This is a genomic window from Acidiplasma aeolicum, assembly GCF_001402945.1.
Classification (GTDB): Archaea; Thermoplasmatota; Thermoplasmata; order Thermoplasmatales; family Thermoplasmataceae; genus Acidiplasma; species Acidiplasma aeolicum.
In genome coordinates this window covers 1-14,837 of sequence record NZ_LKBG01000156.1, presented here as the reverse complement: position 1 = coordinate 14,837, position 14,837 = coordinate 1, and the positions used below count along the sequence as shown (strand labels likewise).

The window sequence follows — 14,837 nt, the reverse complement described above, 5'->3', positions numbered from 1 at the left end:
AAATAAATTTGTGATTTCTATATATATTAATATTAAATAATAATTTATATAATTTAAAATAATAAACTGGTAATGATAAAAAAAATTGCCACCATTGGCCTGATATTATTAATGCTTGGGGTTGCCATGGGCCTTGCAGGTTTTATGACCATCGATAAGGCCCCAACCAATACGCAATTAGAGCCAGTAAAGGCTGGTGAGTACAGAACATCAAGGATGTACTATGTTACAGGGGATGTTATTATAATTGCCAATCCCGGCAATGATTCGGGTCTTATTAAATATTCACAGCTATCATATGTTACGTCAAAAAATATTTCGCAGAATGCAATAAAACCATCAAGATCAGTTACCGGCGGATTGGAATACAGTAATCTTAATTCAGGCACCTATGTATTTGTGGTTTTTAATAGCAGCAAGCCTTCAAATATGGGTTTCTCACTCGAATCATCATCTGAATACAGGGATATAATGATTGCATATTATGCAATGATCTCCGGCGTTTTTATCTTTATTGCTGGCATTATAATTATCATCATTGGTCTGATTTTAAAGCCAAAGAAAAAGGTACCTTTAAAAACAGTTATCAGGAAAAATAAATAATATTTTTTAAATTTATTTTTTTGATGCCCTTCTTATCCTTTCAGCAATGCTGCTAAATGTGTATGATATAACACCTGATGGTGTCCATGGTATTAGCCTTCCAACAGGATTCTGAAGCCTGAACCAGTAATTTTCATCAATATTCTGCACGGTATATCTGGAATTATATAAAAGCAAAAATTCAGAAAAAATTTTTTTGTAAAACTTATAAGGTTCATATATTACAGGCTGGACATATCTAAAATTAAGATGTTGCAGGTATTTTCTGGCAATTTCTATATGGGCATTAATTTTTGCCATTCCAGGAATTATGCAGTAATTATATATTCTCATATGCAGCTCCCATGGGGGAATAAGAATCCTGGAAATACCATAATCCTCTCCCTTATCAAAGCTTGGAAGCGCACTTGAAAATCCCTCATTCTTTTTAAGATAATTTACCACCTCATCCACCCTTTCTTCTGGAACAAGAAGGGCAAATAGCTCCTCATCCTTTACCTTATCCTTTGTTATTTCCAGGGATATGTTATTTTCAAGCGTGATTCTTTTTGGGAAAAGCAGGTATACCATTATGGGTTAAAATGCTTATTAAAATTTAAATTTTTCTCATTATATAAATCTATTAAAAAATAAATTAAGGTCTTTATTTATATTGAATACATTTATATAAGATGCTTATATAAACAATCATGGAGAAAATGATGTATACTGTGGGTAATGTTAGCTACAAAGCCTTTTTTGCCAGTGTACATCATCATCATAGCCTCCTGCAAAATAACCTTTACAGATTGCAAAAAAGAACAAATAATGCGGGCAGGTTTTATGATGAATCCGGATATATACCTATACAGGGTAATTAAAGGCATAAGAAATACATTTGACTCCTTTGGATACATAGAAATATTTCCAGAGGCCGTTGAAAAATACTCAAGATCTTTTAGTGATGGTGTTCCATTTGTTTATGCCAATAAATTCTATCTTATAAATCCTGATATAACGTCGAGGCTTATACTTAGAAATTTCAGTGAGAATACAAGGATATTCTATATATATGAAAAGCTATCAAGAAGCCTTGAAAGTGAAATAGAGGCCGGTCTTGAATTAATAAATGTCAATGAGGAAAAATCGAATATAGAAATTCTAAGGATATTGATCAAAACACTTGAAAACCTTGGTATTTATGATTTCAAAATTGACATAAGTGTTTCAAACATATTCTCAGGCAAAATAGGAAAAAGAAATTATGAAAAGATAAGAGAATACATAAAAATGAATGATTTTAATGCAATAAAAAACAGTGGGATAAAAAAGGAATACATTGACTATGTAATAAAAATGCTCAATTCAAGGGGCACAGACATAAATGTAGAATTGTTGAATAATATAAAATCAGCGGTCAACGATGACAGAATAATCATAGACCCCGGAACTGTAAGATATTTTAGCTATTACAGCGGATTAATATTTGAAATATATTCTGATGATTATTTTATAGGCGGTGGAGGGAATTATAAAATTAAGAACAGCAATGGCTGTGGTTTTTCCCTGAATACACTGGTATTAAGCAAAATATTAAGGAGGTTATAAAGATGATAATAACAATACCGAAGGGGAAGCTCATGGATGAAAGCATTAAAGCCTTTGAAAATGCAGGCTTTGATCTCTCAATTTCAGAGTCAAGGAAGTTAAGGATAAAAAACGGTGATAATGAAATAATAATTGCCAGGGCAATGGATGTGCCGTTCTATGTTGAGAGTTATGCAGATCTTGGAATATGTGGAACAGACGTCATTAAGGAAAGAAACTGTGATGTCATGATGCCATTACAGCTAAAATTTGGAAAATGCCGGCTGAGTCTTTGCGCACCAAAAAAATATAAACTTAAAGACCTTAATGGCAAAAAGATTGCAACAAAATATCCTAATTTAACATCAAAGTTTTTTAAATCACACGGCATAGATGTTAAAATTGTACATCTATCTGGTTCAATAGAGCTGGCCCCTGTAATGGGGATGGCCGATGCCATAGTTGATATAGTTCAGACAGGTGAAACAATAAGGGAAAATGGTTTGATTGAATTAAAAAAGGTTATGGATGTTTCTGCAGCATTGATAGTGAATAGATTGTCTTACAAGCTTAAATTCGATGAAATCAGGAGGATTATGGATAATATGGAGGTTTTCAATTATGAATACGAGTGAGTATGTTTCGGGAATTATAAACGATATAAGAGAAAGAAAGATGCAGGCCTTAAGGGAATATTCCCAGAAATTTGACGGTTATTCAGGGGATTTTCTGGTCACTGAGGAGGAAATTAACGAATCAGAAAAGGAAATACCATACAGCGACATAAAGGTAATTGAGGAAACCTATAAAAGAATATATGAAAATCATGTTAAACAGATGCAGTATAATAATTTTTCATTCAAAAATTCATCAATGTATGGCATTATATACAGGCCAATAAATAGAATCGGTGAATATATCCCGGGGGCAAAACCACTGCCATCCACCGTTTTAATGATAAGTGCGCCAGCTAAAATAGCAGGGGTTAGGGATATTATTATAACATCTGCACCGGTAAATGGAAAAATCAATCCTTATATACTTTACATAGCAAAGTTTCTTGGCATTAGGGAAATATACAAGATCGGTGGAATACAGGCCATCGCAGCAATGGCATATGGTATAGGCATGAAAAGGGTTGATAAGATCTTTGGCCCTGGAAATTTATATGTCAATGAGGCAAAGAGGCAGGTATATGGTGATGTTGGCATAGACGGGCTTTACGGCCCCTCTGAGATATGTGTGCTGGCTGATGAAACAGCCAATATGGAATATTTAATAAGTGACCTAAGATCACAGCTTGAGCACGGAAAGACATCAAGGTCATGGATTGTCACAAATAATAAAAAAATTGCAAATGCCATATCTGATGAAAATATAGAAGTAAAAATTTTTGATACAATACAGGAATGCATAGATTGTGTTAATGATATTGCACCGGAACACCTTGAAATATTAACGAAAAATCCACTTGATATTGTTGATAAGATAGAAAATGCTGGAGCAATATATATTGGTGAATACACGCCGGTGCCATCCTGCGATTACTTTGCCGGTGTAAACCATCTGCTTCCAACAGGAAAAACATCAAGATTTTCATCGGTTTTAACAGTCGCAGATTTTATGAAAAAGATTTCATTTGCATACAACTCCAGAAATGATTTTATGGAGAATAGATACCTTGGCATAAGGCTTGCTGAGATAGAGGGAATGCCACTGCATAAAAATTCCATGGAGGTGAGAAGATGATAAGGGAAACAAAGGAAACAAAAATAGAAATTACAGATAGCGATAAAAATGACATAGAAACCGGAGATTTAATATTAAACCATATGCTTAATACCCTGTTTTTTTACATGAATAGACCAGTAAAAATACGTGGTAAATTTGATCTGAAACACCATCTCTGGGAGGATGCGGGAATCACCATTGGACTTTTTTTAAATCCAAGTGATAAAAAAATAGCCAGATTCGGTACATCCATAATGCCCATGGATGATTCATTAATAATGGTATCACTTGATATTTCCAGGCCTTACATTAATTTCAATGTAAATTTTAATAATGAGGAGGGATTTGAACTGCTGGTATTAAGGGAATTTTTATGGGGTCTGGCAAGAACCATGAACATGACAATGCATGTGATTAAATTGAACGGTGAAAACCCGCATCATATTACAGAGAATATATTTAAATGCCTTGGATCGGCATTAAGGCAGGCCCTTGAGGTCTCAGAAGAATTAAAAAGCACAAAGGGTGTGTTATGATTGCAGTCATAGATACTCAGGCAGGAAACCTTTTTAATATAAACAAAATTGTTAATGGAGAAATCACAAGGGACCCATATGTAATAGAAAGGGCAGATAAAATTGTATTTCCCGGCGTTGGTTCATTCTCCTTTGTAATGGATTCAATTGAGGGTATAAAGGAAACAATAATTGAAAAAATCAAATCGGGAATACCATACCTTGGAATATGCCTGGGCCTTGAGGTCCTTTATGATTCAAGTGAGGAGGGTCCCGGATCAGGTTTATCCATTCTGAGCGGCAGCATTAAGAAGCTCACAAAAAATAGGGTGCCTCATATTGGCTGGGATACTGTGGAATTAATAAAAGATTCAAGACTCTTTTCAGGTATAAAAAATGGATCATATTTCTATTTTCTTCATTCATATTATGCAGAAAGAAATGACTATACAGTGGCAATCACTGATTACGGAAATATAATATCCTCTGCCATGCAAAAGGATAACATTTATGCCGTGCAGTTTCATCCTGAAAAATCAGGTATTAATGGAATACAGGTATTAAAAAATTTTAGGGATTTAATATGATAGATATATACCCTGCAATAGATATTTATAATGGAAAGGCGGTGTTTTTAACCCAGGGAAGGCTTGAGGACATTAAGGTATATGGTGATCCACTCAATTATGCCCTTAAATTTGCAGAAAAATTTAACAGAATGCATATTGTTGATTTAAATGGGGCATTCACCGGCAGGCCTGAAAATTTAAGCATAATAGAAAAAATAATAAGAGAAACGGGTGTATTTGTTCAGGTTGGCGGCGGATTCAGAACCCTAAATGATATTAACAATGCATTATTAATTGGAGCAGGAAGTGTAATTATTGGAACAAAGATAATGGACGGTGAATTTATAAACAGTATTAATACAGATTTTATAACGGCAAGCATGGATGTCATTGACGGAAACATTGCCATAAATGGATGGAAAAACATTTCAAATAATTATATTGATGTTTATTTAAGCCTAAAAAATAAAATAAAAAGATTCATTTATACATCGATAAAAAGCGACGGTGTTTTTAAAATAGATTTCAACAAAAAATTCTGGGGAGATGAGTATTTTATATATGCTGGAGGGGTTTCCACAATGGAAGATGTAAAATTTCTAGAAAAAAAGGGTTTTTCTGGTGTGATTGTTGGAAAGGCCATATATGAGGGTGTTTTTAAATGCTAGCCAAAAGAATTGTTGGTGCCCTTGACATAAAGGACGGAAGGGTTGTAAAGGGCATAAAGTTCAGGGATATTAGGACCATAGATGACCCTGTAAAGCTTTCAAAAAAATATGAGGAACAGGGCATGGATGAGCTTGTCTTTCTGGATATATATGCAACAAATGAAAACCGTGGCATTACATATGATTTAATATCAAGGGTTGCCGAGAACATAAACATACCATTTACTGTTGGCGGTGGAATTGATTCCCTTGATAAAATTAAAAAAATTATAAGGCTTGGGGCGGATAAGGTTTTTATAAACACATATGCAATAATTAATCCAGATATTATTAAAAAGGCATCATATGAAATAGGGTCATCAAATCTTGTTATAGCAATAGACGCTAAGTTCAATGGAAGTTACTATGAGGTCTATTCAAACAGCGGTGAGATATCCAGGAACATAAATGCTGTTGAGTGGGCAAAAACTGTTGAGGAGCTTGGTGCTGGTGAAATTTTACTGACATCAATAGATGCCGATGGCACAAGAAAGGGCTATGATTATAATTTAATAAAAAAAGTTTCTGAAAATGTGAACATACCGGTTATAGCATCAGGTGGTGCCGGATCGCCGGAGGATTTTTACAATGCAATACAGAGCGGTGCAGATGCCTGCCTTGCAGGTTCTGTATTTCATTATGGTATGTATACTGCAAATGAAATTAAAAAATACCTGATGGAGCGTGGTGTAAATGTCAGAATATAACCTTAATTTTGTTGACGGATTAATACCTGTTGTTGTTCAGGATTACAAATCGGGAGATGTTTTAACACTGGCATATATGAATAAGGAGGCACTGGATCTTTCACTTAAAACAGGGTATGCACATTATTATTCAAGGTCAAAAAATAGAATAAGAATGAAGGGTGAGGCCAGCGGAAACACACAGAAAATTATTGAGATACGGCCCGACTGCGAAAACAACTCGCTTCTGCTTCTGGTTGACCAAAAGGGGCCGGCATGCCATACAGGAAATAAAACATGTTTTTACAGAAAACTCGGCGAACCGCAGCATATAAAAGAAAAAATAGACTACTCACTGGACTTTATATTAGACCTTGAAAATATAATTAACGAAACCAAAAAACATCCCAGGGAGAATTCGTATACAACAGAACTCTTTAAATCTGGAGAGGAGAATATTAAAAAGAAGGTGGGTGAGGAGGCTGTTGAATCAGTGCTGGCACAGGGCAGGGATAGAATTATCTATGAGGTTGCTGATTTAATGTACCATTTACTGGTATATTTATCATATGAGGATATAAAATTCAGCGACATTGTTGCAGAGCTTTCAAGAAGGAATGTTGAAAAATCAAAATAATGTTTTCTGACCCCTCTCATAAAGCCAGTCAGCCTGCTCTGATGTGCATAATACATTTAAATCATGGCACATCCCATTTATTTTTAATTCCATATCATTCCACCATGCTGAATCTGATATGCCATAATTGATGTTTTCCATATATTTTCCTGGCCCGGGATAATTTACATATTTATCATAAATTATCCTTGATTTTATTTTTGATGCAAATTCTATAATATTATAAATATCATTCAAATTATCATTTATATTTTTAATGATTGGGCCGATAAAAATCCAGGTTTTTATGCCATTTTCAGAGAATTTTTTAAGTGCACGCATTCTTGATCTCACAGATGGTGAGTATGGCTCTATCATTTCTTTAATGTTTTCATCCATTGTTGTTATTGTATAACCTATATCAATTGTATTTCTGTATTTTTTTATTATGTCAATATCTCGCAGGGCAAGCGGGGATTTTGTCTGCAATGTTACATAAAAATTATTTTTTGCCAGTATTTCTATGGAATTTCTCGTAAGCCTGTATTTTCCCTCGACAGGATTATATGGGTCTGTAATGGATGATATTCCAACTATGCCCTTTTTATATTTTTTTGCCTCCATTTGTAAAATTTCCGTTATATTTTTCCTCACATAAAGAACATTTCCCCAATCCCCGGCAATATTTTTTGGATTCATGCCTATGGCATAGCAGTAAAGGCATCCATGCAGGCATCCCAAATATGGATTAAGCGTGTAATCGAGCTCTTTCATTCCCGATATTCCCAGTGCATGTTTTGCATTGATTTCATTGATTATTATTTTTTTTCTGTTAATATGCATCGAGATTACTCCTTATATATTTTATATTATTAGACCTGTGAATCCAGCTATCAATGGGAACCCTGCTGTATCCCGATAAATATTTTAGTGCGGATTCCAGGTCAGAGAATTTCTCAGGAACTGAATTAAACATTTCCCGGACATTTTCACGCACATACCAGACGCCAAGCGGTATGTTAAAGCCAGGATATATCTCACGCCATAGCATTACACAGGCCTGTTTTCTCATTTTTATTAATTTTTCTGCCGCTGCAAGCCTTGATGAATAATAGCATCCACCAATTTCGGGATAGGTCTTTCTTCCATAATAACCCTCATAGTCGAGTTCTATTTCAACCGAGTTTCCAAAATAATTCCATGTGCTTCCCGGGAACCATGATTCCCCCCACTCAAACATCCAGTTACCTGGGCATAAAATTCCCATGAACAGATTTCCATCGGTTTTTCTGGTAAAAACAAGAAATTCATCTATAGCACTGTAATCCTTTAATTCATCCACAAGCCTGTTTGAGACCGTTTCATCCGCTGCTGTTATTGACCATCTTGTTGGCACAATTTTTCTATTTTTTTGAAGTCCCAGTGAGCCCGTGCTCAATGCCCTTGAAATTTCATTAATATTTAATCCCTTCATGTAAAGTTTTATTATTCCATCAGATGCTTTCAGGTCCACATCATAATAGACCTTCTCAATTCTATTATCTATTTTATAATTCTCATAACTTATGGAATCCACAGGTGATGACGGCCCCATTGGGGTTATGTTTTCATCAAGAATAATATCCTTGTTAAAAGATTTTGATACCCTCATTTCTATATTAACCGGATTTTTTGATAAAGACGTCAGCTGAATGTCCTGAAGTGTGTAATCTGGATTTGAGGCGCTGTTAACATCCATCATAATTTTTCCCCTTAAGAGTGATAGCCTGGATGATATGAAATCATTTAAATTCATTTTAAGCCACTGTGATTCGTCCTCAAGGAATGCCGTGTTGCCGGTATAGGGTGGAAGCGACGGATATACGCCAATCTTTGGATACCCATAACGGCCAACAAATATTGATGGTGGTGATGAACCGCTTATATCGTTTCCGGAAAAATTATAAATTTTTTTAATATTTCCTGTAATATTCACAGGACAGTATGAAAGGCCGCAGAGCATCTTTGCCCCCCTGCATTTTACGCATAATTCCGGTGGTATTTTAATTAAGGTTTTTTTCACATATTTATAAAGATATTTGAGTATTTAAAACATGCTGAAAATAAAAAATTGCTTTAATTTAAGAATTTAATTATTCTATTAATCCCTCTGAAATGTCATCAGCAGTCGTCGAACCGGCACTGCTTAATGATTCTGGATTTCTTATATATTTATACAGTGTAATAATAAATATTATTGCAATAATCAATATTCCAATAATTGATGCGTAATTATATGGATATGTCGGAAGCGGGAAAAAATTTGATGCAAACACGGCCATAAGGGACCCTATTGATATAACAGGTATTATAAGATATCCAAAAAGGGCACTCCTGGTCATTTTTCCGGATTTAAATGTTGATACTATAAGGCTACCTGATGATATTGATCTGATCAGGAATGAAAAGAATGCGTCAGAAAACAGTAGAACATATCCACCATTTACTGGTCCAAAAATAAGTCCGAATGTTATGCTCAGAAATATTGATATTCCCAGAATAAAAAATGTGGTATTTCTTGGAGTGCCATTACTGTCAGTTTTTGAAAATGCCTTTGGGAATATTATATTATCCCTGGAAAACGCATAAAAAATCCTTGTCATTGAGGTTCCCATGGATATGTTATTTCCCATGAAACTGTTAACAGTAAAAATAAACAGTAATATAAACATAACCGGACTAAGCTTTCTAAATAATACAAGACCATTATCAACTGAATTGCCAAATGAAACCATTTTTGACGGCCCCCAGGCCACTGTCATGGCATATGCCAGAAATACTATGGTTATTCCAATAATAAATGATGAAATTAATAGTGCCTTTGGAACTGTTTTCCTTGGAATATGTGTCTCCTCTGATAATGATGTTAATGCAATTGATAGGCCTATAAATGTTACAATTGAAAGTGTCAGAGAATGTAAAAATCCTGATATGCCACCACTGGCTATGAATGGTGAGAAAACAGCGAGTGTATTATTCTTTCCGGCAAGGATAACCAGTCCTATGCCACCTGCAATTAGAATAACGAATTCTGCCACTCCCGTTATTATCTGGTAGTTTGTTGAAAATCTGATTCCTTTATAAAGTATGTAGAATGTTATAATATTCAATGCTATAACTATGGGAATCCACAATCCCCCTGTAACTATTTTGCCATCAAATATGTCAAAAAATCCTGCAAGTCCAAGCATCCCAAAACCTGCATAGGCAAACATTGTACCGAAGAATAAATTCCACCCCTCAAATGCTGCCATGAAACCTCCCAGGCTTTTGCCAACATAGGTGAAATCACTTCCCGCTGATACATATTTTTTGGAAAACCTGTAAGAGGTATTAAGAATCGTTAGATAAATAAGAAAGCCAATTAATATTGATAGTGGGGTTGCGCCTAAAGCAACCAGTGCTATGCCACCAAGGAGATACGCTATATCTGCCGCCGGTGCAGTCATGCCCCATCCCTGCCATATTAATCTACTGGTGCCAAGTATGTTCCTCCTTAAATTATTTGCCATACATTAATATAAGGATAACATATAAAAATCCATGTAAAAATTTATTTTATCAAAAATTTTATCTATTATGAAAAAAATTATTTAATTTCAGTATCCTTATAGTTTTTTAAAATATTAATTTAATTTTTTTTCCCTAGTGTACCTGAAGCCTTTATTTTATTTTTTTCATTAATTTTTTTAAGGTAAACATTAGAATAATAATCACAGCATTTATTTACTGGGCATATATTGCATTTTGGATTTACCGGCCTGCATATGCTTTTTCCAAATTCAACAAATACCGGATTAAATTCTATCTGATATTTCTCCGGTATAACCTTTTTTAAGGCCTCCTCAGTCTTTTCCGGTGTTTTCTCGTGAACAAGGCCGATCCTGTTTGATATCCTGAACACGTGTGTATCGACTGCTATTGCAGGTATTTTAAACCCCTGTGTTAAAACAATATTTGCTGTTTTGCTTCCCACCCCGGGTATTTTTGTTAATTCATCATATTTGCCAGGAACACTCCCATTATATTTGTCCATAATTAATCTGGCAACCTCTATAATCCTCTTTGATTTGACATTGCTAAAACCAACATATCTTATTATCTCCTTTACATCCTCAGGTTTTGCACCGGCGAGACCATAGCAGTCATGGTATTTATTATAAAGATTCCTGGCAGCAGCATCGGTGGTTGCGTCCTTTGTTCTCTGCGATAATATTGTTGTTATAAGTATCCAGAACGGGTCATCCTTAAATTCAAAATGATGCTCCGGAACAGCGCTTTTTATCTTATCATATATTTCAACAAAGTTTTTCATACATACAATCATCATTTAAAAGGATAAAATATTTTATAATATATAAACAGAATTTTCAAATTTATTTGTATTTTTCAAGCATATTGAAAAGATAATTTTTAAATCCTTCTGTATTTATATCCATGGAAACAAGGGCATTTTTTTCCCTGCCGGTGACGTTATAAATATCAACTATGGTTCTGCCCCGGCTTGGCCCCGTTGATGTGTTTACCTCAACATTCAATAATTTTGATTTTATTATTCCTGGATGAAGCGCCTCTGCCAGTGCACATGCATCGTGTATTGGAACACCACCCAGTGAAAAGTTTTCCTCATATGTTTTATAAAAAAACGTTAGCAGTTCATAAACCTGTTCTGAGACCTTATTATCCATATTTTTAATTCTTTTAATATCATCCATTGTAAACAGTGCCCTATGTGTCACATCAAGGGTAACCATTGTGAAATTTAATTTTGAATTTAAGACTATTTTCAATGCCTCCGGGTCATTGTATGCGTTAAATTCAGCATCTGGTGTGATATTTCCCATGGAATAAGAACCGCCCATCCATATAACGCGGTCTATGTTCTTTTTAACCTCGGGGTATGCAAGAAGGAGTATTGCCAGATTTGTTATCGGGCCTGTTGTAACTATTACAACGTTTTTTTGCTCTCCAAGTACATTGTGCATAAAATCAATTGCATTTGTTTTTGATGCCCTTAAAGTTGGCTCCCTGAAAAGTGTGCCATCAAGCCCTGTATTTCCATGTATGTTTGGTGCCGTTATTAAATTCCCCATAATAGGCTTTGCCGAACCCGGATATACATTAATGTCTTTTCTGCCAGCAAGCTCAATAACCTTAAGTGCATTTAATGTTGTCTTTTCAAGGCTTTGATTTCCTGCCACAGTGCATATTCCAAGTATTTCCGCATATTCATCAGCCATGGCAAGCAACATCTCTATGGCATCATCATGGCCCGGATCGCAATCTATAATTATCTTGGTCATAGAATCATAGTTTTTTATATTCTTCCATTAGTTTCTTATAAGCCTTAAAGTCACTTGGCCCGCATGATATGTTATTTTCCTTAAAGTCGCTCTCACCTATGATCATGCCATCTGAAATATCAACATAATCATAGAAGTTTGTAAGTGATATTCCGCTTCCAATTAAAACCGGCTTCTTAATTACCTTTTTAACGGCCTTGACCCTCTCAACCTCTGGTGGTACAGGGCTTCTTGATCCAGAAACAATGATTGCATCTGCCCCGCCGCGCTCGCTTAAATCCTCGGCCGCTATGTCTATTGGAACATTATATAATGGATATGAATGCTTTACATGCACATCGGCATAAATTTTCACATTAGAATTCAGGTATTTTTTATACCTTAATAAATCTGCACCGTTTCCCTCTATAATACCCTGATCTGTAACATAGGCACCTGAAAGCACATTGCACCTTATAAAGCTAAAATCAAACAGTGTTGCTATTGTTAATGCCTCGGTGCAGCCATTCCTTAATATATTAACCCCTATTTCAATTCCCGGTATTTTTTTAACCTCCTGTGATATGGCGGCCATTGCAGCCACCGTTATGGGCGGAATTTTATCCTTATAAAATGGGTAATCATTGATATTTTCAAGAATAGCTCCGGTTAAACCTGCATCCTTAAAACCGGTTACCTCCTTTTTGGCATAGTCTATAATCTCACCAAGCGTGTATTTTGATTCTGGTGAACCGGGAAGTGCTGGAAGGTGCACCATACCATAAAATAACTTAGCCTTCATACTGCCCGATAGGCAATTTGTATTTAAATATTCCCAGCAGGCATTTTGTTAATATTTTATTAAAACGGTTTATTTTGAATATTTTGACCTTAAAAGTTTTTTATCAAATTTTCCAGTGCCGGTTTTAGGTATTTCATCAACAAAATAAAAATCGTCAGGAATCCACCATTTAGGGAACCTGTCCAGGGATATTAAATATTCCCTTAGTGAATTTTTGTCCAGCTTTTTCCTGTATGATGCCTTTTTTACAACCAGCGCCAGCGGTCTTTCACCCCATCTATCATCCTTTTTTGCTATGACTGCCGCCTCCAGTACTCCTGGATGCTCCATAATGGTATTTTCAAGGTCTATTGATGATATCCACTCACCACCGCTTTTGATTAAATCCTTGTCGCGGTCAACAATTTTTATTGAACCATCAGGATTAATTTTAACAATGTCCCCAGTTCTTATCCATGTTTTTCCATCCATATAAACAATTTTATCAGTGCTATCGGTATGGAAGTATCCGGATGTGGCATAGGCTCCACGCACCAGGAGCTCACCTGTACTTTTCCCATCCCACGGCAATTTATTATTTTTTTCATCCACTGCATTTATTTCAAATGCAGGCATGGGTATCCCCTGGTTATGCACATTTCCGGTTTCCGGCTTGCTAATTGTTGCTATTGCCTCAGTTTCGGTCATCCCCCATAAATGCCATGTTTCAATTCCAGATTCCATGAGTGTTTTAATTATATAATCTGAAGGTTCAGCACCACCAATACCTGCATATTTTAATGGCTCCAGGCCGGTTTCATTGCTGATTGAATACTCAATAATTGATGTCCACACTGCGGGTGCGGCGAAGGCCTTATTTACCCTGCATGATGAAATCATATTAACTATATCTGGCGGGTCTGGATGAACACCCGGAAGGGCTAGGTTTGAACCTGTCAGTGCCGCGGCAAATGGAATATCCCATCCTGATATATGGTACATTGGAACCATGACAAGTGATGTGTCCTGCCTTGAAAGTGCTATTGAGTCATGGCCTAGCAGTGATAATGAATGTATAAAAATACTTCTGTGTGTGTATACCACACCCTTGGGATTGCCCGTTGTACCTGATGTGTAGCATATTATCGCCGCATTTTTTTCATTATTATCCGGGAAGTTTTTTTCAATTTCAGATGAATATATATTATCATCAAAGGCCTGATCCATTTTTACTGACCTTATATTTATCCCTTCAAGAATATCCTCAGGAATTCCCTCGTAAAATATCAGCTTTGCATTATTCTCCCTTATCATATTTTTTATAACATCCCTATGATATTTTATATTGATTGTATTAAGCACGGCACCAATTAATGGAACGGCAAAATATAATTCAAGATGCCTTATTGTGTTCCAGGAAAGTGTGGCCACTGTATCATCCGGACCTATCCCAGTTTTAATAAGATAATTTGCAGTTTTCCTTATGCGTTCTGATAGTTCCCGGAATGTAATTTTTTTAATTTCAGAATTTTCACGGTAATATACAACACTTTTTCCAAAATATGTTTCCATTCTGTTGAATATATGATTTATATTTAGCTGAAAATTTCCTATAGTACCATCCATATTTAATTATAAATTAGAATCTTATATAATAATTTCTAAATGCTAAAAAGGAATAATTATGGGTATATAAAATAATAAAAGATAATTTTAATATTTTTTACTATGAATGCAAAGAT

General features: G+C 35.2%; 18 protein-coding genes. 10 read left to right on the top strand and 8 right to left on the bottom strand.

Annotation, left to right across the window (positions count from 1 at the left end; genetic code table 11):
- Positions 1 to 72 precede the first annotated feature (72 nt).
- Positions 73 to 603 (top strand): hypothetical protein, encoded by a 531-nt coding sequence (locus AOG54_RS03940; RefSeq protein ID WP_054964048.1) that lies wholly within the window; start codon positions 73 to 75, stop codon positions 601 to 603.
- 12 nt (positions 604 to 615) lie between these two features.
- Here the strand turns inward: AOG54_RS03940 and AOG54_RS03935 are convergent, their stop codons facing one another.
- Positions 616 to 1,173 (bottom strand): hypothetical protein, encoded by a 558-nt coding sequence (locus AOG54_RS03935; RefSeq protein ID WP_052656882.1) that lies wholly within the window; start codon positions 1,171 to 1,173, stop codon positions 616 to 618.
- 119 nt (positions 1,174 to 1,292) lie between these two features.
- Here AOG54_RS03935 and AOG54_RS09900 point away from each other — a divergent pair, with 119 nt between their 5' ends.
- From AOG54_RS09900 to hisIE, 9 genes are read left to right on the top strand one after another with little or no spacing between them, the layout of a single operon-like run.
- Positions 1,293 to 1,463, top strand: a complete 171-nt coding sequence (locus AOG54_RS09900; protein ID WP_162200859.1) for a hypothetical protein — start codon at positions 1,293 to 1,295, stop codon at positions 1,461 to 1,463.
- On the top strand, positions 1,426 to 2,190 hold the full coding sequence (locus AOG54_RS03930; protein WP_054964049.1) for an ATP phosphoribosyltransferase regulatory subunit: 765 nt from the start codon (positions 1,426 to 1,428) through the stop codon (positions 2,188 to 2,190). The genes AOG54_RS09900 and AOG54_RS03930 overlap by 38 nt, the downstream gene beginning before the upstream one ends.
- A 2-nt stretch (positions 2,191 to 2,192) precedes the next feature.
- Positions 2,193 to 2,804 carry an ATP phosphoribosyltransferase gene (hisG, locus tag AOG54_RS03925; protein WP_055032454.1) on the top strand — a complete coding sequence of 204 codons (612 nt, stop codon included), beginning with the start codon at positions 2,193 to 2,195 and terminating at the stop codon, positions 2,802 to 2,804.
- Positions 2,791 to 3,918, top strand: a complete 1,128-nt coding sequence (gene hisD, locus AOG54_RS03920; protein WP_055032453.1) for a histidinol dehydrogenase — start codon at positions 2,791 to 2,793, stop codon at positions 3,916 to 3,918. Before hisG ends, hisD begins: the two co-directional genes overlap by 14 nt.
- Positions 3,915 to 4,436 (top strand): imidazoleglycerol-phosphate dehydratase HisB, encoded by a 522-nt coding sequence (gene hisB / locus AOG54_RS03915; RefSeq protein ID WP_054964052.1) that lies wholly within the window; start codon positions 3,915 to 3,917, stop codon positions 4,434 to 4,436. The genes hisD and hisB overlap by 4 nt, the downstream gene beginning before the upstream one ends.
- Positions 4,433 to 5,002, top strand: coding sequence for an imidazole glycerol phosphate synthase subunit HisH (gene hisH / locus AOG54_RS03910; protein ID WP_055032452.1), 570 nt, complete (start codon positions 4,433 to 4,435; stop codon positions 5,000 to 5,002). Before hisB ends, hisH begins: the two co-directional genes overlap by 4 nt.
- The gene (locus tag AOG54_RS03905) at positions 4,999 to 5,652 is read left to right on the top strand and encodes a HisA/HisF-related TIM barrel protein (protein WP_048102423.1); all 654 of its coding nucleotides are present in this window, start codon (positions 4,999 to 5,001) and stop codon (positions 5,650 to 5,652) included. Before hisH ends, AOG54_RS03905 begins: the two co-directional genes overlap by 4 nt.
- Positions 5,646 to 6,398 (top strand): imidazole glycerol phosphate synthase subunit HisF, encoded by a 753-nt coding sequence (gene hisF, locus AOG54_RS03900; protein WP_048102421.1) that lies wholly within the window; start codon positions 5,646 to 5,648, stop codon positions 6,396 to 6,398. The genes AOG54_RS03905 and hisF overlap by 7 nt, the downstream gene beginning before the upstream one ends.
- The gene (hisIE, locus tag AOG54_RS03895) at positions 6,385 to 7,014 is read left to right on the top strand and encodes a bifunctional phosphoribosyl-AMP cyclohydrolase/phosphoribosyl-ATP diphosphatase HisIE (protein WP_055032451.1); all 630 of its coding nucleotides are present in this window, start codon (positions 6,385 to 6,387) and stop codon (positions 7,012 to 7,014) included. Before hisF ends, hisIE begins: the two co-directional genes overlap by 14 nt.
- On the opposite strand, the gene AOG54_RS03890 is transcribed toward hisIE, so the two are convergent.
- From AOG54_RS03890 to AOG54_RS03860, 7 genes are all read right to left on the bottom strand, one after another.
- Entirely contained in the window at positions 7,006 to 7,836 is an 831-nt protein-coding gene (locus AOG54_RS03890) for an SPL family radical SAM protein (protein WP_055032450.1), read from the bottom strand. The two genes, hisIE and AOG54_RS03890, sit on opposite strands and share 9 nt — an antisense overlap.
- Positions 7,826 to 8,995 (bottom strand): Nre family DNA repair protein, encoded by a 1,170-nt coding sequence (locus tag AOG54_RS03885; RefSeq protein WP_231563455.1) that lies wholly within the window; start codon positions 8,993 to 8,995, stop codon positions 7,826 to 7,828. Before AOG54_RS03885 ends, AOG54_RS03890 begins: the two co-directional genes overlap by 11 nt.
- A 130-nt stretch (positions 8,996 to 9,125) precedes the next feature.
- Positions 9,126 to 10,544: an APC family permease gene (locus tag AOG54_RS03880; RefSeq protein WP_048102417.1), complete on the bottom strand. Its 1,419-nt coding sequence runs from the start codon at positions 10,542 to 10,544 to the stop codon at positions 9,126 to 9,128.
- Between the two features lie 119 nt (positions 10,545 to 10,663).
- Positions 10,664 to 11,347, bottom strand: coding sequence for an endonuclease III domain-containing protein (locus AOG54_RS03875; protein WP_054964504.1), 684 nt, complete (start codon positions 11,345 to 11,347; stop codon positions 10,664 to 10,666).
- A 61-nt stretch (positions 11,348 to 11,408) separates the two neighbouring features.
- Positions 11,409 to 12,335 (bottom strand): nucleoside hydrolase, encoded by a 927-nt coding sequence (locus AOG54_RS03870; protein WP_054963774.1) that lies wholly within the window; start codon positions 12,333 to 12,335, stop codon positions 11,409 to 11,411.
- 4 nt (positions 12,336 to 12,339) lie between these two features.
- The gene (locus AOG54_RS03865; protein ID WP_048102411.1) at positions 12,340 to 13,116 is read right to left on the bottom strand and encodes a BtpA/SgcQ family protein; all 777 of its coding nucleotides are present in this window, start codon (positions 13,114 to 13,116) and stop codon (positions 12,340 to 12,342) included.
- Positions 13,117 to 13,185: 69 nt separating this feature from the next.
- Positions 13,186 to 14,721: an AMP-binding protein gene (locus tag AOG54_RS03860; RefSeq protein ID WP_048102410.1), complete on the bottom strand. Its 1,536-nt coding sequence runs from the start codon at positions 14,719 to 14,721 to the stop codon at positions 13,186 to 13,188.
- Positions 14,722 to 14,837 lie beyond the last annotated feature (116 nt).

Excerpts from the sequence above, each read along its gene's own strand:
- AOG54_RS03940 (WP_054964048.1), top strand. The coding sequence starts at position 73 with ATGATAAAAAAAATTGCCACCATTGGCCTGATATTATTAATGCTTGGG.
- AOG54_RS03935 (WP_052656882.1), bottom strand. The coding sequence starts at position 1,173 with ATGGTATACCTGCTTTTCCCAAAAAGAATCACGCTTGAAAATAACATA.
- AOG54_RS09900 (WP_162200859.1), top strand. The coding sequence starts at position 1,293 with ATGGAGAAAATGATGTATACTGTGGGTAATGTTAGCTACAAAGCCTTT.
- AOG54_RS03930 (WP_054964049.1), top strand. The coding sequence starts at position 1,426 with ATGATGAATCCGGATATATACCTATACAGGGTAATTAAAGGCATAAGA.
- hisG (WP_055032454.1), top strand. The coding sequence starts at position 2,193 with ATGATAATAACAATACCGAAGGGGAAGCTCATGGATGAAAGCATTAAA.
- hisD (WP_055032453.1), top strand. The coding sequence starts at position 2,791 with ATGAATACGAGTGAGTATGTTTCGGGAATTATAAACGATATAAGAGAA.
- hisB (WP_054964052.1), top strand. The coding sequence starts at position 3,915 with ATGATAAGGGAAACAAAGGAAACAAAAATAGAAATTACAGATAGCGAT.
- hisH (WP_055032452.1), top strand. The coding sequence starts at position 4,433 with ATGATTGCAGTCATAGATACTCAGGCAGGAAACCTTTTTAATATAAAC.
- AOG54_RS03905 (WP_048102423.1), top strand. The coding sequence starts at position 4,999 with ATGATAGATATATACCCTGCAATAGATATTTATAATGGAAAGGCGGTG.
- hisF (WP_048102421.1), top strand. The coding sequence starts at position 5,646 with ATGCTAGCCAAAAGAATTGTTGGTGCCCTTGACATAAAGGACGGAAGG.
- hisIE (WP_055032451.1), top strand. The coding sequence starts at position 6,385 with ATGTCAGAATATAACCTTAATTTTGTTGACGGATTAATACCTGTTGTT.
- AOG54_RS03890 (WP_055032450.1), bottom strand. The coding sequence starts at position 7,836 with ATGCATATTAACAGAAAAAAAATAATAATCAATGAAATCAATGCAAAA.
- AOG54_RS03885 (WP_231563455.1), bottom strand. The coding sequence starts at position 8,995 with ATGCTCTGCGGCCTTTCATACTGTCCTGTGAATATTACAGGAAATATT.
- AOG54_RS03880 (WP_048102417.1), bottom strand. The coding sequence starts at position 10,544 with ATGGCAAATAATTTAAGGAGGAACATACTTGGCACCAGTAGATTAATA.
- AOG54_RS03875 (WP_054964504.1), bottom strand. The coding sequence starts at position 11,347 with ATGAAAAACTTTGTTGAAATATATGATAAGATAAAAAGCGCTGTTCCG.
- AOG54_RS03870 (WP_054963774.1), bottom strand. The coding sequence starts at position 12,335 with ATGACCAAGATAATTATAGATTGCGATCCGGGCCATGATGATGCCATA.
- AOG54_RS03865 (WP_048102411.1), bottom strand. The coding sequence starts at position 13,116 with ATGAAGGCTAAGTTATTTTATGGTATGGTGCACCTTCCAGCACTTCCC.
- AOG54_RS03860 (WP_048102410.1), bottom strand. The coding sequence starts at position 14,721 with ATGGATGGTACTATAGGAAATTTTCAGCTAAATATAAATCATATATTC.